This window comes from Bordetella trematum (assembly GCF_900078335.1).
GTDB classification, from domain to species: Bacteria; Pseudomonadota; Gammaproteobacteria; order Burkholderiales; family Burkholderiaceae_B; genus Bordetella; species Bordetella trematum.
In genome coordinates this window covers 1-20,088 of record NZ_FKBR01000022.1, presented here as the reverse complement: position 1 = coordinate 20,088, position 20,088 = coordinate 1, and the positions used below count along the sequence as shown (strand labels likewise).

Genomic DNA, 20,088 nt, shown 5'->3' with positions numbered 1-20,088 from the left:
CGATGCGCCTCACCGACTTCGACTGGCCCGAGATCGTGCTCGATCTGCGCCGAGCGGGTATGGCCCAGCACGAAGTGGCCCGCGCCTTGGGCCCGGCTGCCGGGGAGTCGATGGTCCGCCAGTACCTGGCCGGCGCGACCCCGGCGCACTGGCGCGGCGAGCTGCTGCTGGCGCTCTGGGAAGAGAAGACCGGTCGGGTTCGCGCAGATGCGCCCCGGCGCCCGGCCGAAGCGCGGCGCGTTCCTGAGCGCCGCCGGCGCATGAGCGGAACCGCGCAGATGCCCGCCGAGCAACTGCTGGCCGTGGCCCGTGCCTACAACATGAGCGTGACCACGTTGACCCATCTGCTCAACCGCGGCCGACGGCAGAGCCAGGCCCGGGCGCACAACCTATCACTGCCAGGATTTGAGGATTAAACGATGAGGATGAACCCCGATAGCGAGCGCGCAAGGCTGTTCGTTCAGGAGTACCTGGTCGACCTGAACGCGACCGCCGCCGCAGAGCGGGCAGGCTACAGCAAGCGTAGCGCCAAGCAGATCGGCTATGCCTTGCTGCAGCTTCCCCTGATCAGGGAACGGATCGCGGCGGCTCAGCAGGAGCGCATAGCGCGCACCCAGATCACCCAGGACAACGTGCTGCAGGAGCTGTCATCCATGACGCTGTACGACGCCGGCGAGATAGGCCGGTACCAGATCACCAAGCCCGAGGATGTCCAGAAACTGCCCGAGCATCTGCGGCGCTGCGTGGTGGGCTGGTCCTGGGACAAGGCGGGTAACTTCGTCCTGAAGCTGGCCGACAAGCTGGGGGCCGCCACCCTGGCCATGCGCCACCTGGGCATGCTGAACGACAAGCTGACGATCCAGCGGCCGAGGGTCACGCGGCGCGATCTGACCGGCCGGAAGGACGCCTGATGCAGCCCGAGATCCACTACGACTACGCGGCCCAGGGGCCGACGCTTGCGGCCTACATTGCGTCACGCGAGCCGCGCACCATGATCATGGGGCCGCTGGGCAGCGGCAAGACGAATGCCAGTTGCTGGCGCGCCTTCGAGCTCATGTGCCAGCAGGAGCCGGATGCGCATGGTGTGCGCCGTTCGCGCGGCGCGGCCGTGCGCAATACCTATCCCGACCTGATGAGCACGACCACCAAGGACTGGCTGGAGATGTTCGGGGATCTGGGGCGCTGGGTGGCCGGCGGCCTGGAGCCACCCACGCATTACCTGTCATTCGACCTTGACGACGGCACCACGGTCGAGGCCGAGCTGGTGTTTATCGCCCTGGATCGGCCCGAGCATGAGCGCAAACTGCGCGGCCTGCAGCTGACCTTCGCCTGGCTCAACGAGGTGAAGGAGCTGGCCAAGGCCATCGTTGACATGCTCGACCTGCGGGTAGGCCGCTTCCCCAAGGATGTGCGCCCGACGTGGTTTGGCATATTCGGCGACACCAACGCGCCCGATAACGACCACTGGTATTACAAGCTGGCGGAAGAGACCAAGCCCGAGGGCTGGGCTTTCCTGCGCCAGCCGGGCGGCGTGGTCAAAGTGGGCGAGACCTGGCAGGTCAACCCCGACGCTGAAAACCTCAGCAACCTGCCGCCAGGCTATTACGAGCGGGGCATGCAGGGGAAGAAAGAGGACTGGATCAAGGTCAACCTGGCCAACCAGTATGGTTTCGTGGTCGACGGCAAGCCGGTCCACCCTGATTATCAGGACTCGATGCATTGCCGTGTGTTTGAGCTGGACAGGCATCAGCCGCTGCTGCTGGGGATCGACTTCGGCCTGACGCCGGCTGTTGTGTTCGGGCAGCGCCGCGCTATGGGCGGCTGGCGCATTCGTTCGGAGTTGGTGGCCACGAACATGGGGGCCAAGGCCTTCGCCCAGGAAATCCACCTGCACCTGGCCCAGCAATACCAGGGCTTTGATATTGGGGGATTCTGGGGCGACCCGTCTGGCGACAACCGCGCCCAGACTGATGAGACCACGCCATTTCAGATCCTCAAGGCAGCAGGACTGCCAGCGGTGCCCGCGCCCACCAATGACCCGATATTGCGCCTGGGTGCGGTGGACAGCGCACTGACCCGGATCGTTGACGGCGAGCCAGGGTTGCTGGTGCACCCGGACTGCAAGACCCTGCGCAAGGCGCTGTCAGGTGGCTACTGCTACCGGCGCATGGCGGTTTCTGGCGAGCGGTTCGCGGATAAGCCAGTGAAGAACGAGTACTCGCACGTTGCCGATGCAGCCCAATATCTGCTGGTGGGCGGCGGCGAGCATAAGCCGTTGGTGAGGGTGCGGAGGCCAGCTGGCAGTCGGCCAGCCAGGGCCATCATGGATTGAGGTAGAGCGTGGCCTTAATGCAGGCCGGAAGCATACTTACAACTTGCCCGATTACAAAGCAAGCGGCCCCCACTATCAGGGTACGGGTTTGCAAATTCTGAAGCCGGAGAATCTTCTCCCCTATATCTTTCAGCGTCTTGAAATTATCTGCGACAACGTTATTTCTTTCTTCTTTGGTGAGGTGGCGTGAATCCTGATGAAGGTCTGCCGCAATGGCTATTCCATGCGCATCTTGAGATGTGTGAGTGGCGCTGAGAGATATGGATTTAGATCCAAAGTAGAAACTCAGGCCCCAAAGTAGTAGGGCGAGGCCCAGAGGGATATGGATGAGGCCTAAAACTTGGTCCTTAGATTGCGTTAAAGCGAACGCAATGCAGGCGCCAGCAGCTCCAAGTTGAAAATATGAGTATTTCTCTCGGCTTGCATCCACCCGTTCCAGCATGTTGACGACGTGTTGCCGCTTGTCCATGAAGCACCGTATGGTTGATCGGATCACATAGTTTCGCAGATTACTGCGCGCGCGCGCGGACAAACTGGCGGCATCGTTAATCAGGTGCTGCCATGTCGAGCCTCATCTCCAAACCCAAAACCCCGAGCATCCCCGATCCGGCCCCGCCTCCTGCGCCGCCGGCGACTACGGACGCTGCTGCCGCTGGCCAGGCCGAAGCTGAGCGAGTCCGTCGCAAACGCGGTACCGCCTCCACGATCCTGACCTCCGACGCCGCCGCCCGACCGGGCTCCGTGGCCACCAAGACGCTGCTGGGTGCCTGATGGACAACCAGGACGTCGACCTGATCCGCGAAGTGCTGGCCGACCATGAGGCCATGAAGCAGACGCGCCAGTCGTTTGAGGCCCAGTGGGACCAGGTGACGGAAGCTGCGCTGCCGCGCTATCGCAAGTTCTCCCAGGCCAGCGCAAACAGCCCCGGGGAGAAACGCACGCAGGAGCAGTTCGACTCCACGCCGATCCTGGCACTGCGTCACTTCGCGGCCGCCATGGACTCGATGATTACCCCGCGCACTCAGAAATGGCACGGCCTGACGGTGGCCAATCCGGAGCTTCGCGACCTGCCGGCAGTCAAGGCGTATCTGGAGCAGGTGACGGACGCGCTTTTCGCCCACCGGTACCGCTGGCGTGCCAACTTTGCTTCGCAATCGGGCGCCAGCTATATCGGCTACGGCGCATATGGCGCGGGCGGGCTGATGGTGGACGAGGTGCTGGGGCAGGGCATCCGGTATCGCAACCTGCGTATGAATCGCCTCTGGTTCGCCGAGGACGCCTATGGTGTGGTGAACAAGGCCCACATTCTATGGACGCTGACGGCGCGCCAGGCCGCCGAGAAATGGGGCACGGGCAACCTGCCCCTGTTCATTCGAAACGCTATCGACCGCAACGATCTTGAGCGGCGGTTCGACTTCTTGCATGCCATTCGGCCGCGCCGGGACCGCGAGCACGGCAAGGTGGACGGCCGCAACATGCCGATTCAGTCCGTTTGGCTGCCTCTGGATGCTGAGACGCAGATCGTCGAGCACAGCGGGTTTCGTGTCTTTCCTGTGGCCATCGGCCGGTTTTACGACGCTGACGATTCAGCCTACGGCTACTCGCCCGCCATGGAGGCGCTGCCTGATGTCCGCATGCTCAACCGCATGGAGAAGACGAACATCAAGGGGGCTGAAAAGGCGGTAGACCCGCCCCTGATTCTCCCCGACGACGGCGCGCTGGAGGCGTTTGATCTGCGGGCCGGGGCACTGAATTTCGGGTACATGAATTCGAATGGAACCCCGCTGATCCAGCCGCTTAACCTTGGGAAAAACGTCCCCATGGGTATGGACTACGCCAACCAAAAGCGCGAGTCCATCAACCTGGCCTTCTACGTCACTCTGTTTCAGATCCTGGTCGACAACCACCAGATGACGGCTACCGAGGTGCTGCAGCGTGCTCAGGAGAAAGGGATCTTGCTGGGGCCGACCATGGGGCGGGTGCAGTCTGAGCAGCTGGGCGCGCAGATCAGCCGTGAGCTGGACATCCTCGATCACGCCGGCGTTTTGCCGCCGATGCCTCCTGAACTCGAGGAAGAGGGCGGCCTGGTCGATATTGAATACAACAGCCCGCTGAACCAGGCGATGCGCGCCGACGAGGGCGCCAATGTCCTGCGCTGGGCCGAAGCATCCGCGCCATTCATTCAGGCAGACCCGAACGCGGCCCGGGCGATGAACGCCGAGGCGATTGTCCGCGGCCTGGGCGACGTGTTCAGTGTCCCGCAGAAGTACCTGCGCACGCAGGAGGAAGTAGGGGCAATGGATCAGGCTGCTGCCGAGCAGCAGCAGGCCGCCCAGCTTCTGGAGGCTGCGCCGGTTGCCGCTGGCGCGGCCAAGGACCTCACGGCAGCGGCCGTCAACGCATCGAGCGCACGCATATGAGCATGATTCCCCTGCGATTTCGACTGATGTTTGGCCGCCGTGTCGCATACCGGCGTGCCTTTCTGGATGACCGTGGCCAGCTGACCGAGGCAGGCCAGCGGGTTATGGCCGACCTGGCCAAGTTCTGCCGGGTTCGAGAGTCGATCACGATTGTTTCACCCGTCACACGCACGGTCGACACTCATGCCTCTCTGCAGGCCGAGGGCCGGCGCGAGGTCTTTAACCGGCTCGCCTACTACCTGAACCTCAGCGAGCAAGACATCTACCAATTGATGGAGCGAGAGCATGCACGCCCTGAATAAACGTTTCCTACTCACGCGCTTGTTGCGCGAGGCCGCCGATCCCGATACGCCGCCCGCAGGTGGCGCGCCGGCTGCGGACACTGGCGCCGCCACCCCCCCGACCGCAGAACCGCAGACCACTGCCCCCTCCTGGCGCGACAGTATCCAGGACGATGGCCTGAAGGCGTTTCTCGATGGCAAGGGATTTGAGAGTCCCGGCGATGCGCTGAAGGCGCTGCAGGACCTGGAGGGCAAGACTGTCATCCCGGAGTCGGCCGAGGCTTATCAGCTGCCGGTGCCTGAAGGTCAAGACGGCGCGTTTGCCATCGAGGCTGCCAAATGGATGCACGAAGCCGGTGTTCCGGTCGCGCAAGCCCAGGCGCTCGCCGAAAAGTGGAACGCCTACCAGGCCGAACAGGCGCAGGCGGCCGACCTAGCGCGGCAGCAGCAGGGCGAGGCCGATGTGGCGGCCCTGCGCAAAGAATGGGGCGGGCAGTACGACGCCAACCTGGAGCTTGGCCGCCGTGCAGTTCGGGCGTTCGTGGGCCAGGGGGAAGACGCCGGCCCCACGTTGGAAAAGATCGAAAGCGCCCTAGGCGCTGCGGAGACGTTCCGTTTGTTCCATCGCATCGGGAAACACCTGGGCGAGGGAACTTTGGCTCCGGAGGGCGGCGAGCGCGGCGGCGCGGCAGCTCCGGCTGATCCTGACGCCGCCCGCGCCGCTCGGATGTTCCCGAGCATGTCCAAGTAACCCACCAAGGAGAGCACGATGGCGACCATCGGCAACCAATCCCTCAGCATTATCGACGTCGCCAAGCGGCTCGACCCCAACGGTGATACCGCCGATGTGGCTGAGCTTCTGGCGCAGACCAACGAGATCATTCAGGACATCCCCTGGGTGGAAGGCAATCTTCCGACCGGCAACCGCAGCACCATCCGTACCGGTCTGCCCAAACCGACTTGGCGCAAGATGTACGGCGGCGTGCCGGTTTCGAAGAGCACCACCGCTCAGGTCGATGACACTTGCGGCCAACTGACGTCCCGCAGCGAGCCTGACGTGGATTCCGTGCGCATGGCCAACGATCCGGCGTCGTTTCGGATGGATGAGGCGTCCACGCACATTGAAGCAATGGGGCAGGAGTTCTGCACCGCGCTCCTCTACGGTGATACCTCGGTGGACCCCGAGCAGTTCTTTGGCCTGCAGCCTCGCTACAACGAAATGGCTGGCCCGAATAGCTCGCCCAGCGCTCAGAATGTGGTGGATGGACTGGGCTCCGGCAGTGACAACACCTCGATTTACCTGATCGGCTGGGGAAAAACCACTGCTTTCGGTATCTATCCGAAGAACTCCAAGGCCGGCCTCGTCCATCAGGATCTGGGCGAAATCGATGCGTTCGACAAGAACAACAACCGCTACCGCGCCTATGCGGACCTGTTCAAGTGGGATTGCGGGCTGGTGGTGAAGGATTGGCGCTACGTCGCTCGCCTGGCCAACATCGACGTGTCGGACGTCAGCTCCGGCACCGGCACCATGGCTAATCAAAAGCTGATCGAGCTGTTGATTGACCTCAAACACCGGCTGCCGCGCCTGTCTGGCAACGTGCAGCCGCGCATCTACGTGAATCGCACCATCCGTGCGGCGCTCGACAAGATGGCGCTCAACAAGTCGCACAACGCGCTGTCCATCCGTGAGGCGGCTGGTCAGTTCGAAACCGCCTTCCTCGGCATCCCCATCCGTACGGTGGACCAGTTGCTGAACACCGAGGCGCGCGTTACCGCCTGATCGCAGGGGCGTCAGGTGGCGCCCCGCAACCGCATCGATCACAGGAGATAGACACCATGATCCTCGACAAATCCAACGAGTTCTCCGACAGCCAGGCCATCACCGCCACCGCCGTCTCGACGAACGTCATTGATCTCAATCCCTCCAACAAGAACCCGATCCAGGATATTGGCGCGGGAGAGCCAGTGTGGCTGGTCGTTCAGGCCGACGAGACCGCCGCAGCTGCTGGCGCGGCAACCGTGACGATTACTCTGGAATCCAGCGCAGCTCCGAGCATGACGTCGCCGACTGTGCACTTCTCGTCCGGCGCGCTCGCTTTGTCGGCGCTCACCGCTGGTGCGACGCTTGTTCGGACCCGGCTGGCTAGCGGCGACTACAAGCGTTATCTCGGCGTTCGTTTCTCCGTCAGCACCGGACCGCTTACTGCTGGCGCGTTCTCCGCGTTCATCGTCAAGGATGTCCAGGCTAACCGCGACTACGCGTCTGGCTACACAGTGGAGTGACGCCATGACCCGCTACATCGCACTGGAACGGGGACAGATCCCGGCGGATGACATCAAACCTGGCAAGCGGGCCGACTCTTCTCCCAATCGCCGTGTCATGCGCATGATCGAGAAAGGCGAAGAGTTCACGTTTCATGGGAAACCGGGCAAGTGGATGAAGAAGGTCGACTCCTCCGATCAGAATTCCGCCTCGGGAAACGAAACGGGCCGCAAGCCAGGGCGCCAGGCAAGCGGCCAGAAGTCCGCCTCGGAGAACCCGACTCCGGTTGGCGCAGAGCAAGTCTTGCCGTGATGGACTGATGCTATGGCCGTCTCCCTCGTAGACATCGCCAACCGCGCCCTCACCAAGCTTGGTGCAGGGCGCATCATTTCTCTGGATGACGATTCGCAGGCGTCGAACACACTGTCATCCATGTTCGGGATCGTTCGCGATGCAGAGCTGCGCAAGAACCTGTGGCACTTTTCCAAGGCTCGCGCGGAACTGCCAGCGATCTCCAGCGCGCCGCTTTTCGGGTTCTCCCATCACTATCAGCTGCCTGCTGACTTTCTTCGCCTGATTGAGGTGAACGGCCGGGGTTGTCGTGCCCGGCCGCAGTTGGACGCCTGGTACTCGATCGAAGGCGGCCGGATTTTGATTAACCAGGCCGGCCCGCTGCGCATTCGCTATGCCCGCCGGGTCGAGGATCCGAACCTCTTCGATGCGCTGTTTGTCGAGGCGCTCGCGTGCAAGCTGGCGTTTGAGGCTTGCGAGACGCTGACCAACTCGAACAGCAAGAAGCAAATGGCTGCTGACGAGTACGCGGTGGCGGTGGCTGACGCGCGGCGAATGAACGCCATCGAGCGGCCGGCCCAGGCCATTTCCGATGACACTTGGCTGGAGAGTCGCTACTGATGGCCAAAGACACCCCCATCCAGAACACATTCGACGGCGGCCTCCTGAGTCCGATGCTGGCCGGCCGTACGGATCTGGCCAAGTATTTCAACGGCTGTGCTGTGCTCGAGAACTTCCTGCCGTCCGTCCAGGGGCCGCTGGTCCGTCGAGGCGGCACACAGTTCATCTTCGGGGTGAAGGATCATGCTGCCCGGTGCTGGCTGGTGCGCTTTCAGGTCTCTGAGCGCGTTGCCTATATGCTCGAGATCGGGCCTGGCTATATCCGGTTCTACACCAACCGAGGGCTGTTGGTGGCTGACGGCACTCCTGTGGAGGTCCAGACGCCATACACGGCCGAAGACCTGACCAGCGAGGACGGGACTTGCGGGATCCGCGTCGTGCAGAGCGCGGACACGATGTACATCTTCCACCGTCGACACCAGCCACGGAAGCTGTTGCGCCGCGCGGCGGATGAATTCGTGCTGCAGCGCGCTACCTTTTCGGAGGGGCCGTTTGATGACGTGAACACCGACAAGGCCGCGGTAGTGACGGCCGACGCTGAGACCGGAGCGGTCACGCTGACGGCCAGTTCGGACATCTTCGAGCCTGGGCACGTCGGGACGCTGTTCTTCATCGAGAGCGCGGATCTGGCGGCCGTGAAACCTTGGGCGGTTCACAAACGGGTGAACGTCGATTTCCGGCGTAGGGTCGACGCCCGTGTCTACCTGTGCACGGCGACGGGGGATGGCGAAGCGGCGGTTTCCGGCAACGTCACTCCTGTGCATACCAGCGGGCGCGCCTGGGATGGGGACGGCATCGATATCGCTGATGATCAGCTCGGGCCCATCGGTGTGGAATGGGAGTTCCTGCACGCCGGGTATGGCATCGTGCAAATCGAGTCCAGGATTGACGCACGGACTGTATCCGGCACGATCATCAAGCGCTTGCCCGAGGACCTGAAAACGGGAGGCTCGTCCAAGTGGGCATTCAGCCTGTTCTCTGACGTGAATGGATGGCCCGAGCATGGCGCGTTCTGGCGGCAGCGTTTGGTGCTCATGAGCGGCCGGACTGGTGCCATGTCAGTGACCGCGGACTTCGAGAACTTCGCCGCCAAGACGGAGGGTGGGGAGCAGGAAACGGATTCTGCGATTGTCTTTCGCCTGAACGCGCGGCAGATCAACCGTGCTGTCTGGCTGGTTGAGTCTGATGACCTCATGATCGGCACGGACGGCGACGAGTGGATTGTCGGCCCGATACAGTCCAATCAGGCTGTTGGGCCAGCGAATATTCGGGCCGAGCGGAGAACGGCGTACGGGTCGCGCTCGATCCAGCCGGTTGAGGTCGGCAGCCGGGTGCTGTTCATCCAGACGTCCGGGCGAAAGCTGCGCGACTATGAGTTCAGCTACGACACCAATAACTTTGCCTCGTCGGACACGACCAAGCTGGCCGCAAATATCCTGCAGAGCGGGGCTGTTGACATGGCCTACCAGCAGGAGCCGGACTCGGTGATCTGGATCGCACGCGCTGACGGGCTGCTGGTGGGCTGCACCTATGACCAGGAGGCCGGGCGTAGCGATGTGTATGCCTGGCACCCGCACCCAATGCTGAACGGCCATGTCGAGGCCGTCGAAAGCATGCCCGCGCCCGATGGGGCAGCGGATGATCTGTGGTTGCTCGTCCGCAGGGAAGTGAATGGGACGGTCGTGCGGTATGTCGAAATTCTGCGCGCGCCGCTCGCCCATGAAGCGGATCAGGCAGAGGCGTTCTATGTCGACAGCGGACTGACGTATCGCGGGCCGGAGACGGACGAGCTCAGCGGCCTGGATCACCTGGAGGGGCAGGCAATCGACATCCTGACGGATGGCGCCGCGCATCCCCGGCGCACCGTCACCGGCGGTCGGGTCAGCCTGCAGTTTCCTGCGCAGGTAGCCCACGCTGGCCTGCCTACCGCCTGCGCAATGGCCACCATGAGCATCGAGGCTGGCGCCAGCGCTGGCACGGCTCAAGGAAAGATCAAGCGGATCACAAATGTCATCGTCCGCATGCTGCGCAGCCTGGGCGGGAACATGGGGCCTTCGCGCGACAAGACGAACACTCTCAATTTCAGGCGGCCATCTCAGCCTATGGGCAAAGCCCCCCCGCTCTATACCGGCGACAGTGAGCCGATGCCGTGGCCTGGTGGATATGAGCGTGGCGCGCAGATTTGGTACACGAACGACCAGCCGCTTCCGGTCACGATCGTCGCCTTGATGCCCGTCGTCAGTACCAGCGAGGACCGATGAGAATTGTTCGATTGCAGGCCGAGCATGTGCAGGCCGTCCAACTCCAAGATGCCCAGGCTTTCGCGCTGCCCATGATCGATGTCGAGCACGCCCGCCAGTTGGCCAGCGCCCAGGGGGTGGCTTGGTCGGCCCTCGACGGGGGCCGGGTCATCGCCTGCGCCGGCATCGTGCAAGCGCATGCCCAGCGCGGCATGGCCTGGGCGCTGTTCTCCGGGGCTGCTCTTCAAAAATTCAAGCTTATTCATCGGGTAACGCGCGACGTTGTGAATAGCGCACCCTGGCGGCGCATCGAAATGACGGTCGACGTGAACCATGCGGCGGCCGTTGCCTGGGCGGAGCGTCTGGGCTTTCAGCGGGAAGGCCTCATGCGGGCCGCGACCCTGGATGGCAGGGATTGCTTTCTCTATGCAAAGGTGAAGTGATGGATCCAGTTTCAGCTTTTCTTGTGGCCAACGCCGGGACAATTTCCGCTGTCGCAGGTGGCGTCGGGGCCATTGGCTCTGTGATGCAGGGCAATGCCCAGGCCGCCGGCTATTCACAGCAGGCGGATGCTGCAGATCGGAATGCGCAGATCGCCGATATCCAGGCCCGGCAGGCTTACGACGCAGGGCTGCAGAACGAACTCACCCAGCGGCGCAGCAACGCCCAGCAGCAGGGGGACGTGCGCGCAGCAGTTGCCGAGTCCGGCCTCGACGGTACAACAGGATCGGCGCTGCTGCTCCAGCAGCAGTCTGCCCAGAACCTTGAAATGGACGCCCTGACTACACGCTACCAGGCGCTCCTCCAGGGCAATGCCTACGAGCAGGAAGGCGCGATGCAGCGCTACACGGCAAAGACGTTGCGCGCATCCGGGCGCAATGCCCGCCAAGCGGGTTACCTCGGGGCAGCCACCTCGCTCCTGACTTCGGCGGCTGGGTATGGCCTGGGCCGCGGCGCGGCAGCCGCTTCGTCAGGTACCACAGGCGCTGCTGGGGCCGGCCTTCGAGTGGGTTCCGGCACAGGCTTGCGCGTCGGTGATGTGTCTCGGTATTGGGGGTGACCATGGCGACTTCTCGAATCCCGATTCAGGTTGGCCAGCAGCGCCAATCCCACCAGCTGGGTATGCCTGCCGCTCGCGCGCCCATGGTCGCGGTGGATGATCAGCGCGGCAGGACAGTCGGCGGCCTGGCCGCAGGGCTTGGGCAGATCGGAACTGCTTCCGAGCGGCTGCAGCGCGAGCAGGATACAGCCTGGGTCTCGAAGGCGGCCAGCGATGACCAGATTAAGTGGCTGCAGCGGCTCAATGAGCTACAGACGGCAGCTGCGCCTGGCGCTCCAGGGTTCACCCCCAGCCTGATCAAGGAGTTTGACGACTACAGCGCACAGGCGCTTGAGAATGCGCCGGAGAATGCAAGGCCGTTCTACCGCGAGCAGTTGATTCGGCAGCGCAGCTATCTCGGTCAGCGAGCTGTCGAGTTCGAGGCCCGTAGCCAGCGCGATTTCATCACGTCGCAGTATCAGGCCGGCATGGAGTCTGATGCAGCCACGATCGCTCTGGATCCCGCTCAGTACCGGGAGCGCCGCGCCGCGCGCGTGGCTGCTTTGCAGACGTCCAGCCTACCCGATGCCGTCAAGGCCAAGCTGCTGGGCGAATCAGAAGCCGCCCTGGCATACGCGGCAGGGGCAGCCACGATCGACCGTGATCCGCGAGGTGCAATGGCCGCCTTCGAGGCAGGCTCTCGCGGCGAGGCCATGCCGGTCGGATTCGACTGGGTTCGCCAGTTGGATGCTGATCGCATTCAGCAGCTTCGAACCAGGGCGAACACGCAGGCCGACCGCCTCGACAATCGGGATCGTGTAGAGGCGGATCGCATCCAGGCGAGGGCAGGGCGCGCACTGGGGGAGATGGACAAACAGATTGCCTCGGGTCTGCCGCCGAAGACAGAGGACATGGTGCGCTGGGCAGGAATGACCATGGGGACTGAGTTTGAGGCTGGTTATCGGGAGCGCATGGCCGGTTTTGAGGACGTGCAGAAGGTCCTACGCATGCCGCCGGCGGACCAGCAGGCCTTCATCGAGCGCCGGCGCGTTGAGCTTGAGCGAGGAGGCGGCAACTCCACGGATAAGGCGAATCTCGATCGGCTGGAGAAGGCTGTTGAGGCCGACGGCGCCCTGCGCCGCGATCAGCCGTTGTCATGGATTGCCAGGCGGGCTGGGGTGGCTTCCCCAGCGTTGGACATGCGTCTGCTCAGCACCCCCGATGGCGCAGCCCAGATTGGTCCAGTCTTGCGCGATCGTGCTGACGCCATCAGAGGGCTGCAGGGCTCGCACCCCGCGGGCGCCGTCAACATGCGCCCACTGCCGCCCGCTGAGGCCGAGCAGTTGACCGAGACTTTCAAGGCCGCATCCCCGCGTGAGAAGCAGCGCATGCTGGGCAATCTCTACTGGGCGGCCGGAGAGCACGACACGTACCAGGGGATCATGGATCAGATCGATGGCGCGGATCCTTTCCTGGCCAGGCTTGGCCGCCTGTCAGGCAGCCTTGAAGAGGGAAAGCTCCAGGGGAACTGGTTCTCGCCGGACGTGTTGCAGTCCGCTGGTGACGTGGTGGCCACCGCCATCGCAGGGGATGAAATTTTGAAGGCTGGGGGGAAAGTCGGCAGCCTGAGCTATCCGCTTCCGAAGGATGACGAGTTCACGCAAGCCATTGCCGATCAGGTGGGAGACCTCTACCGGGGTGTGGCAGCCGGGGATAGCTCGGCCTCGGAGTTCCTGCATGACGCCTACGCCGTGAAGGCCTATTACCTCGGGCGTGCAGCTCAGGAAGGGGACCTATCGCCCGATGTGAATTCGGACCGGTTGAGCCAGGCCATTACCGCCGTGCTTGGCCAGACGGTGGATTTTCATGGCAACGGGAGGGTTCAGGCCCCGTGGGGTATGAGCGAAAGCGACTTCATGGCCCGAGCCAACACGGCCGTCTTTCGCGAGCTGAATGCGCGCGGTATGCAAGAGAAAATGGGCCGCTCGATGTCGAGCGTTGGGCTGATCGGTGTCGGAGCCGGTGCATACGCGCTGACTCTGGGGGGCATGCCGGTGCTTGACCCGCAGAGTAAGGACTTGGTGATTATCACCATGACTCCAGACAATGACGCGGGTCGGGATGAGTTCGGCGGGCAGCTGGGGGACCTCATTCCGAACCCCGCCGCCGATGCGATGGCGGGAGTTCAGCAATGATGACGGCCGACCGCAAACGGCTGTCGACTCTTCGGGCCGCAGCAAGAACCCCAGATGAAATTCTTGGTGCTGCAGATCCAGGAGTTCTTTCTGGCGTTGTGAGCGCTGTTCCGCAGGGCGCCATCACTGGCGTGGCCCAAGTCGAGGGAGCGGCCGCAGGCTTGGCCGCACGAGCCTACCAGCCTGTCCTCGATGCGGTTCAGTCCGTCACAGGTGTCACGCCATGGAACCCGTTTTCTGCCTTGCGAGATCAGGCAGATGCGTGGGCAAAACAATACAGGCCAGACCCGTTGAGCACAGGGATGGCCGGTCAGGCCATGTTCGAGATCAGCCGAATCGTGACTCAGGCTGGCGTCGGGGCAGCAGCAACCGTCGCCAGCGGCGGCGCTGCGTCTGGCGCGCTGGCAGCTGGCGCTGCGACGGCCGGCGTAGCTTCAGGCCGGAGCAAATATCTGGAAATGGTGGAGCAGGGCGTCGACCCCAATACGGCCGCCAACATCGGCTATACGGAGGCGCTCACCATCGGGGCTGGCGTCCTGATGCCGGGCGCGATCGGATACAGCTCGCTGGCAGCTCCTTTTGCTGCGGGCGGGGTAGGGCTCAGCAAGGGAGCCTACTATGGTGCCAACGTTGCCTATGGAGCTGGCGCCAATATCGGCATGGGTATTGCCCAGCGCGGGGCAGCCTACCAGCTGCTGAAGTCAGGCGGATACGAGACCATGGCTGAGCAGTATCAGCCTCTGGAGGCCGCTGCTCTCACAGCAGAGGGGCTGCTGGGCGCAGGGTTCGCTGCGCTTGGGGCTCGGGGTGGCCTGGCTGGCGGGGCTCAGCAGCCTGCAATTGATGCGGCGCTCGTCGCTCGAGCAGCCAAGCACGCCGCCATCGACACCGCCCCGGGGGTTCCAGCAGATCCGGCGGCCGCCAATGCACATGACAAAGGCATGCAGACGGCCATGCGCCAGGTGCTGGCGGGCGAGCCGGTCGACGTTTCTCAGGCAGGACTGGATGACGCGGTGTTCGTGCCGCGTCCGCGGGACAGCGGCGCCCAAGATGCCGCCTTGGCTGAGTACGGCCTGGAGCTTCCGCCGGCGGCACGATACGCGCCTGGCGACAGGCTTGCAGCGCTGCCCGTCTCTGACCGGTCGCAGCTTCGGTACGACGCGCCTGAGCTCAACGAATATGCGGCGCTGGTCGAAGAGCGCCACGGACTGCCTGCCGGGCTTATCAACGCCCTGAAGAACGCGGGGGAGCGGAGCAACAGCAACCAGACCAGCCCGGCCGGCGCGCGTGGCGTGATGCAGTTCATGCCGGAAAACCTGGAAAAGTACGGCGTCACTGACCCCACCGACCCCTTGCAGATGCTTGATGCGGCCGGCCGGTACCTGAGTGACACGAAGAGGCAGTATGGCGGGAACGTTGACGCCATGATTGCCGACTACAACGGCGGACCGCGCCAGGCGCGCTGGGTCATGCGCGGCCAGGAGCCCGCCGCGAAAGAGACGCGCGATTACCTGGCCAGGGTCAAGGAATGGATGGGGGACTCAGGCTGGCGGGCGAGCAAAGCAGTAGACGACTCCCGGCCGCCGGCGGGGCGTGGCCGCCTGATCGATGACTCTGGCGAGGCGGCCCCACTTATCGAGCCCGTGCGGATCACCTTGCCAGAGTTCGCCACGGGGCCTATGGCCGACAGCTTGCCGAGAATCAGGGAGTTTGCCCGGGAGAACTTCGCAGGGAAAACGGTTGTGAACGAGGCTGACGGATCGGAGATATCCATTCCGTGGCAAGGCATCAAGCATTCGCTTTCCGGCACAGTGAGCCGGGCCGTGGCGGCCGCTGCGCTTCGGATAGAGGATGTCATCCGCAAGGCTGAGCCGGTGTGGTCCGGGCCTGATCGCGCCGGGAGGCAGAACGTGAAGGCCGCGCATTTCTATGACGCGCCGATCGAGGTGGATGGGATGCCGGCCGAGATCCGGGTTGTGGTCCGGGAGAGCAATACCGGCAAGCGGTACTACGACCATTTCGAGCTGTGGAAAAACGAAAGCCCCGCGCCTGGGGACCAGCGGTCGATCCAGGAAGTTAGCGGGGCATCCGTGCTGCAGAGCAGCGAAACCAATGTAGCGCAAAGTGGGGCAGAGGGCAATTCTGGTGCCATTCGTGGGCCCGGCGAGTCCCCATCTGTCAGGCCTGCGACGGCGCGCGGTCAACCCGGCGAGACGAGCATTGATGCCGTCACAGCCTCAGATGCCGCGGATGCCGGTGGTCAGCCCGGCCAGGGTGGCGCCGGGAAACGGGCCATTGCGCTGGCCGACGACGCGGAAACCCAGGCGGGCCTTGCGCTGCTCGATGAGAAGGGTGATCTCGTCGTGCCGATCGAGATCGCAGACGGGGAGGTCGTGAACCTCTCTCTGCGCGCTGCGTTGGCGGAGGCCAATGCTGAACTGAAATATGCCAAGGCGGACACGCTCAAGGCGGCAGTGACTTGCTTTCTGACAAAGGGGATGTGATGCGAACCGAATGCGTGAATGCTGTATCTCAGGTGCTCGGACGCCCGATCACCCAGGCTGAGGCCCAGGGCATCGAGGGTCGCATCAATCAGGCCATGCACCGACTCGCGAGCGAGGACCGTCAGGCTTGGCTAGGGATGAGCCAGTCGGAGCGGTTGATGGCCGCCGCCGACCGGGCTGCCCGCGACGTAGCAGCGGATGCCGCCTTGAAGCGCCGGCGTGTCGCGCTCACCGCTCTGCGGCATGACGCCATCAGTAACTACATCGCCAACTCCCCCCATACACCGATTGAAGCGCTGCGCCGCATGCTGGCGTTTTACAGCGACGGCAAGAGTGGCACCATCTCCATCGAAAGCACAGCGAACGCGATTCGCAACGAGGCCCTGGGGGAGGTGCTGGAAGTGTTTGATGCCTTGCAGGGGCGGATGATGGGGCTGTTCGCGGATCGAGAGGGCATCCTGGCCCTGGTTCGGGAATTAAAGGGGCAAGCATCGGGCAACGCTGATGCCGCACTGGCTGCAAAGCGTTTTCAGAGTATGGCCAATCGGCTGCGCGAGCGGTTCAACCGCAGTGGAGGGAACATCGGCCGCCTGGAAGATTGGGGCATGCCTCAATCTCATAGCCAGCGATTGGCGGCACTTGCGGGGCGTGAGCGCTGGGTGCAAGACCATCTGGCCTGGGTCGACCGGAATCGGTACTCCAACGTGGACGGTTCGCTGATGACGGATGCCGAGCTGGCGGAGTTCCTTGGCCATGCCTGGGAAAGCATAGCCACCAACGGCGCGAACAAGCTGGAGCCGGGGCAGCCTTCGGGTTTTGGTATGCGAGCCAACCGGGGCAGCCAGGAGCGGCAGATCCACTACCGGGATGCCGAGACCTATATCGAGGCCCAGCAGCGGTACTCAGACACGCCCTTGTTCCAGACAATCATCGGCTATGTCGACCGCATGGCGCGTGACATCGCCCTGGTGGAAACCATGGGCCCCAATCCGAATGCGATGATGCGCTACTGGGCGGATTCCGCGCGAAAGGAGATGGTCGCCGCGAGCCCTGCTGATTCGGGCAAGATTGAGGCAGAGCTGGCCAAGCTGGAAACCCTCTACAGTGAGGTTTCAGGGGCCAAGAGCTCCGCTGGCAGCCAAGCGCTGGCGGAGGGTTTCGATACTTATCGTGCGCTCAATGTGGCCTCCAAGTTGGGGTCGGCCGTAATCACATCGATTACCGACATTGGCACTCAGGCGCTCACTGCCATCTACAACGGCATGCCAGTCACTCGTGTCTTCATGAACGAGCTGCGGACTCTCAACCCAGCCAAGGCGGCTGACCGCCGGCAAGCGTTGCGCGCAGGGCTGGGAATCCAGCAGTTCCTGGGCTCTGTCAATAGGTGGGGCGTTGACGGGCTCTCCCAAGACAGTCGGGTGACGGGCCGATTTGCCAGGCATGCGCAGGGCTTTGCCGCTGGCGTCATGAAACTGTCCGGGATGAACGCTGTCACCCGCGCGGGGCAGCAGGCTTTCGGCACAGTCATGATGGATAGCCTGGGCAGCTTGACGCGCAGCGCTGACGATCTGGCAACGCTCGCTGCGCGCGGCGCGGCGAACGGCGATGCCCGGTTGGCACGCACCCTTCAAAGCTATGGCATCAGCGACGCCGAGTTCAGCGTCTGGAAGCTGGCACAACCAGAAGACTGGCGGGGCCTGGGCGACACCGTGCTGACGGCGGAGAGCATCTACCGGCTCACGGACGCCCAGTTGGCACCGCTGGCCGCCAAGCAGGGGATCTCTACGACCACGCTTCGAGAACGCGCAGCCACCAGATTGATGGGGGTGGTTGAGGGCGAGGTCAACATGGCAGTGGTCGAACCGGGCGCGCGGGAGCGGTCGGCTATGTACGGAAGCTTCAGCCAGCGTCGCGGGAGTCTCCCGACGGAGCTATACAGGTCTGCACTGCAGTTCAAGAGCTTCCCCATTTCCATGATGATGCGCCATGGTCAGCGCGCATTTGGGCAGGCCTCGGTGGCGGGGAAGGCTGGCTATGTCGCAGCCCTGGTAGGGCTGACCACGGTTTTTGGAGCGCTCGCTCTACAGGCCAATGAGGTGGCCAGCGGGCGGGACCCCCGAGATATGCGCGACCCGCGCTTTTGGGGGCAGTCGTTTATGAAGGGCGGCGCCCTGGGAATCTACGGAGACTTCCTGTTCGCCGACTACACCCAATTCGGCAGCAGCCTGGCCGGGGTTGTCGGCGGGCCTATCCTGGGCGACATGGAAACGCTGATGCGGGCGACCATGGGCAACATCCAGCGCACCGGGGAGGGCAGGGACGCCTCGGGCGCTGCAGCCGTGCAACTGCTCAAGGGGAAAACCCCCTTCGCCAACCTTTGGTACACCAAAGCGGCCACGGATCGCCTGATCTTCAATCAACTGCAAGAGCTTGCCTCGCCGGGCTACCTGCGCCGGATGGAACGGCGCGCCCGGCGGGAGTTCGGTCAGCAGTATTACTGGAAGCCGGGGGAGCTGGCGCCGCAGCGTGGGCCGGACTTTGAGCGAGCTTTTGGTTCGTGACTATGAGGCTCCGCAATGATCCAAGTGCTCCAGATTTTGGAGCACTTCCACAACCGTTTTATGCATTTGGTCTTTTTCTACTGGTGTCGGAATGGCGCGGGCACCAGGCTCGAGTGGAGGTGAGTAGGCCAAAACGATCGTGTATGGATTATCCGAGCCATCCTCAAAGGCAACCACTTTGAACAAGGGTGTGTTGTCGGAGAGCACGAGAGCAAGCGATTTCCTGGATGTTGGAACCCAGTAACCCTCTGATTTATGTGATAAGCGCGGCAGGTTCAGCGTAACGCCACGGCCACGAAAGTACGCCTCGGCAGCCTTGCGCTCATTGTTCATTTTTTCGACAACGTCCAACACAGGAACGATGGCCGGCGTTTCCTTGATCTGCAATGAAAGGTGTGGCGATTTTTGGCTGGAGTAGAAACACCACCCTGAACTAGTGCGCTTTGAGTCAGAGCGCCAGTCTTGCAGCGGGGCCGGAAGTGCTTGATCCGCCCAAGACGGTATGACAAAAGCCAGCGTCAGCATGGCTGCTGAGAGAACCTTCATTTCCCAATTCCTGAGTGCGGTTGACAAACTATAGCGCGCTTGAAGAGTGCCCGTAATTCGCAGAACTCTACGCGCGCGCGTGAGCACCATGGCATGCAGTCTCCCCCGGATTGCGTGCCATGACCGTTTCCTCCGAAGTTTCCTCATTCAGCTATGCCACGGATGGCGCCACAACGTCCTTTCCGGTGCCCTTCTATTTTCTGGCTGCACCCGATCTCCGCGTCTGGCTCCATAACGAGGCGTCGGATTCGAGCACCGACCTGGAAATGGGGACCGACTACGACGTCACAGGCGCTGGCCAGGCAAGCGGCGGGGCGGTGATCACGCGGATTGCCCACCCTCAGGGGCTGACCCTGCGTGGTGAACGGCTGGTGCCGATCACGCAGGAGACCGCCTACCAGCGAAACGATCCATTCCCTGAGCGTGCCCACGAGAAGGCGCTGGACAAGCTGACCATGATTTGTCAGCAACTTGCCGCCATCCTCGGATGGGGGCCAGGCAGCCGACTACGTGCGCTGTTGTTGGGCCGGGATGACATCGACGGCCAGGGCGCCTATCGCGCGCGCGGCAATCGCATCACGAACCTGGGCGACCCCCAGACCGATACCGATGCGGTGAACCGCCGCTCCATGTTCTCGTTCGTGAGCGAGTACGTGGATCGAGCAATCGCCGGGGTGAGCGGTGGGTTCGGCTGGTTCCTGCAATCTGGCTCTGGCGCTGTTGCCCGGACCTTCCAAGACAAGATGAGGGAATCGGTCAGCGTAGTTGATTATGGGGCAGACCCGTCCGGGC

Annotated in this window: 19 protein-coding genes and 1 pseudogene; 18 read left to right on the top strand and 2 right to left on the bottom strand. The window is 63.3% G+C overall.

The features are described from left to right. The first annotated feature begins 2 nt into the window (after positions 1 to 2). From A7V84_RS21470 to A7V84_RS10935, 3 genes are read left to right on the top strand one after another with little or no spacing between them, the layout of a single operon-like run. A complete protein-coding gene (locus tag A7V84_RS21470; protein WP_063491383.1) occupies positions 3 to 416 on the top strand; it encodes a hypothetical protein in 414 nt (137 codons plus the stop codon). A gap of 3 nt (positions 417 to 419) precedes the next feature. After that, positions 420 to 911: a terminase small subunit gene (locus tag A7V84_RS10940; protein WP_082832907.1), complete on the top strand. Its 492-nt coding sequence runs from the start codon at positions 420 to 422 to the stop codon at positions 909 to 911. Further along, the gene (locus tag A7V84_RS10935) at positions 911 to 2,332 is read left to right on the top strand and encodes a hypothetical protein (RefSeq protein WP_063491381.1); all 1,422 of its coding nucleotides are present in this window, start codon (positions 911 to 913) and stop codon (positions 2,330 to 2,332) included. The genes A7V84_RS10940 and A7V84_RS10935 overlap by 1 nt, the downstream gene beginning before the upstream one ends. Here A7V84_RS10935 and A7V84_RS21115 read toward each other — a convergent pair. Then, complete coding sequence (locus A7V84_RS21115) at positions 2,322 to 2,801, bottom strand: hypothetical protein (RefSeq protein ID WP_127070878.1); 480 nt, start codon at positions 2,799 to 2,801, stop codon at positions 2,322 to 2,324. The genes A7V84_RS10935 and A7V84_RS21115 overlap by 11 nt on opposite strands. 92 nt (positions 2,802 to 2,893) lie before the next feature. Here A7V84_RS21115 and A7V84_RS21110 point away from each other — a divergent pair, with 92 nt between their 5' ends. From A7V84_RS21110 to A7V84_RS10870, 14 genes are read left to right on the top strand one after another with little or no spacing between them, the layout of a single operon-like run. Then, positions 2,894 to 3,103: a hypothetical protein gene (locus tag A7V84_RS21110; protein ID WP_127070876.1), complete on the top strand. Its 210-nt coding sequence runs from the start codon at positions 2,894 to 2,896 to the stop codon at positions 3,101 to 3,103. Further along, positions 3,103 to 4,752, top strand: coding sequence for a portal protein (locus tag A7V84_RS10930; RefSeq protein ID WP_063491380.1), 1,650 nt, complete (start codon positions 3,103 to 3,105; stop codon positions 4,750 to 4,752). The genes A7V84_RS21110 and A7V84_RS10930 overlap by 1 nt, the downstream gene beginning before the upstream one ends. Continuing rightward, the gene (locus tag A7V84_RS10925; protein ID WP_025517530.1) at positions 4,749 to 5,054 is read left to right on the top strand and encodes a Bbp19 family protein; all 306 of its coding nucleotides are present in this window, start codon (positions 4,749 to 4,751) and stop codon (positions 5,052 to 5,054) included. The genes A7V84_RS10930 and A7V84_RS10925 overlap by 4 nt, the downstream gene beginning before the upstream one ends. Next, complete coding sequence (locus A7V84_RS10920) at positions 5,038 to 5,784, top strand: hypothetical protein (protein WP_063491379.1); 747 nt, start codon at positions 5,038 to 5,040, stop codon at positions 5,782 to 5,784. Before A7V84_RS10925 ends, A7V84_RS10920 begins: the two co-directional genes overlap by 17 nt. A gap of 18 nt (positions 5,785 to 5,802) precedes the next feature. Beyond that, positions 5,803 to 6,816, top strand: a complete 1,014-nt coding sequence (locus tag A7V84_RS10915; RefSeq protein ID WP_063491378.1) for a major capsid protein — start codon at positions 5,803 to 5,805, stop codon at positions 6,814 to 6,816. 56 nt (positions 6,817 to 6,872) lie between these two features. Next, positions 6,873 to 7,319, top strand: coding sequence for a Bbp16 family capsid cement protein (locus A7V84_RS10910; protein WP_063491377.1), 447 nt, complete (start codon positions 6,873 to 6,875; stop codon positions 7,317 to 7,319). Between the two features lie 4 nt (positions 7,320 to 7,323). Further along, a complete protein-coding gene (locus A7V84_RS10905) occupies positions 7,324 to 7,611 on the top strand; it encodes a hypothetical protein (RefSeq protein ID WP_063491376.1) in 288 nt (95 codons plus the stop codon). A 12-nt stretch (positions 7,612 to 7,623) separates the two neighbouring features. After that, positions 7,624 to 8,211, top strand: a complete 588-nt coding sequence (locus A7V84_RS10900) for a phage connector family protein (protein WP_063491375.1) — start codon at positions 7,624 to 7,626, stop codon at positions 8,209 to 8,211. Further along, the gene (locus A7V84_RS10895) at positions 8,211 to 10,472 is read left to right on the top strand and encodes a phage tail protein (RefSeq protein WP_063491374.1); all 2,262 of its coding nucleotides are present in this window, start codon (positions 8,211 to 8,213) and stop codon (positions 10,470 to 10,472) included. Before A7V84_RS10900 ends, A7V84_RS10895 begins: the two co-directional genes overlap by 1 nt. 11 nt (positions 10,473 to 10,483) lie before the next feature. Then, positions 10,484 to 10,894: a GNAT family N-acetyltransferase gene (locus A7V84_RS10890; protein ID WP_082832906.1), complete on the top strand. Its 411-nt coding sequence runs from the start codon at positions 10,484 to 10,486 to the stop codon at positions 10,892 to 10,894. Continuing rightward, the gene (locus A7V84_RS10885) at positions 10,894 to 11,511 is read left to right on the top strand and encodes a virion core protein, T7 gp14 family (protein WP_063491372.1); all 618 of its coding nucleotides are present in this window, start codon (positions 10,894 to 10,896) and stop codon (positions 11,509 to 11,511) included. Before A7V84_RS10890 ends, A7V84_RS10885 begins: the two co-directional genes overlap by 1 nt. Positions 11,512 to 11,513: 2 nt before the next feature. Then, a complete protein-coding gene (locus A7V84_RS10880; protein WP_063491371.1) occupies positions 11,514 to 13,685 on the top strand; it encodes a hypothetical protein in 2,172 nt (723 codons plus the stop codon). Next, positions 13,682 to 16,189 (top strand): LPD3 domain-containing protein, encoded by a 2,508-nt coding sequence (locus A7V84_RS10875; protein WP_082832905.1) that lies wholly within the window; start codon positions 13,682 to 13,684, stop codon positions 16,187 to 16,189. Before A7V84_RS10880 ends, A7V84_RS10875 begins: the two co-directional genes overlap by 4 nt. After that, positions 16,165 to 18,750, top strand: a complete 2,586-nt coding sequence (locus A7V84_RS10870) for a hypothetical protein (RefSeq protein WP_147297403.1) — start codon at positions 16,165 to 16,167, stop codon at positions 18,748 to 18,750. The genes A7V84_RS10875 and A7V84_RS10870 overlap by 25 nt, the downstream gene beginning before the upstream one ends. Here A7V84_RS10870 and A7V84_RS21105 read toward each other — a convergent pair whose 3' ends face one another. Further along, positions 18,751 to 19,296: a hypothetical protein gene (locus A7V84_RS21105; protein ID WP_127070874.1), complete on the bottom strand. Its 546-nt coding sequence runs from the start codon at positions 19,294 to 19,296 to the stop codon at positions 18,751 to 18,753. A gap of 119 nt (positions 19,297 to 19,415) precedes the next feature. Between A7V84_RS21105 and A7V84_RS10865 the strand changes: the two are divergent. Next, positions 19,416 to 20,088, top strand: a pseudogene (locus tag A7V84_RS10865) (hypothetical protein); the annotation flags it as partial.

Bases quoted from the DNA above. Each gene is read 5' to 3' on its own strand.
- A7V84_RS21470 (WP_063491383.1), top strand. From the start codon at position 3: ATGCGCCTCACCGACTTCGACTGGCCCGAGATCGTGCTCGATCTGCGC.
- A7V84_RS10940 (WP_082832907.1), top strand. From the start codon at position 420: ATGAGGATGAACCCCGATAGCGAGCGCGCAAGGCTGTTCGTTCAGGAG.
- A7V84_RS10935 (WP_063491381.1), top strand. From the start codon at position 911: ATGCAGCCCGAGATCCACTACGACTACGCGGCCCAGGGGCCGACGCTT.
- A7V84_RS21115 (WP_127070878.1), bottom strand. From the start codon at position 2,801: ATGGACAAGCGGCAACACGTCGTCAACATGCTGGAACGGGTGGATGCA.
- A7V84_RS21110 (WP_127070876.1), top strand. From the start codon at position 2,894: ATGTCGAGCCTCATCTCCAAACCCAAAACCCCGAGCATCCCCGATCCG.
- A7V84_RS10930 (WP_063491380.1), top strand. From the start codon at position 3,103: ATGGACAACCAGGACGTCGACCTGATCCGCGAAGTGCTGGCCGACCAT.
- A7V84_RS10925 (WP_025517530.1), top strand. From the start codon at position 4,749: ATGAGCATGATTCCCCTGCGATTTCGACTGATGTTTGGCCGCCGTGTC.
- A7V84_RS10920 (WP_063491379.1), top strand. From the start codon at position 5,038: ATGCACGCCCTGAATAAACGTTTCCTACTCACGCGCTTGTTGCGCGAG.
- A7V84_RS10915 (WP_063491378.1), top strand. From the start codon at position 5,803: ATGGCGACCATCGGCAACCAATCCCTCAGCATTATCGACGTCGCCAAG.
- A7V84_RS10910 (WP_063491377.1), top strand. From the start codon at position 6,873: ATGATCCTCGACAAATCCAACGAGTTCTCCGACAGCCAGGCCATCACC.
- A7V84_RS10905 (WP_063491376.1), top strand. From the start codon at position 7,324: ATGACCCGCTACATCGCACTGGAACGGGGACAGATCCCGGCGGATGAC.
- A7V84_RS10900 (WP_063491375.1), top strand. From the start codon at position 7,624: ATGGCCGTCTCCCTCGTAGACATCGCCAACCGCGCCCTCACCAAGCTT.
- A7V84_RS10895 (WP_063491374.1), top strand. From the start codon at position 8,211: ATGGCCAAAGACACCCCCATCCAGAACACATTCGACGGCGGCCTCCTG.
- A7V84_RS10885 (WP_063491372.1), top strand. From the start codon at position 10,894: ATGGATCCAGTTTCAGCTTTTCTTGTGGCCAACGCCGGGACAATTTCC.
- A7V84_RS10880 (WP_063491371.1), top strand. From the start codon at position 11,514: ATGGCGACTTCTCGAATCCCGATTCAGGTTGGCCAGCAGCGCCAATCC.
- A7V84_RS10875 (WP_082832905.1), top strand. From the start codon at position 13,682: ATGATGACGGCCGACCGCAAACGGCTGTCGACTCTTCGGGCCGCAGCA.
- A7V84_RS21105 (WP_127070874.1), bottom strand. From the start codon at position 19,296: ATGAAGGTTCTCTCAGCAGCCATGCTGACGCTGGCTTTTGTCATACCG.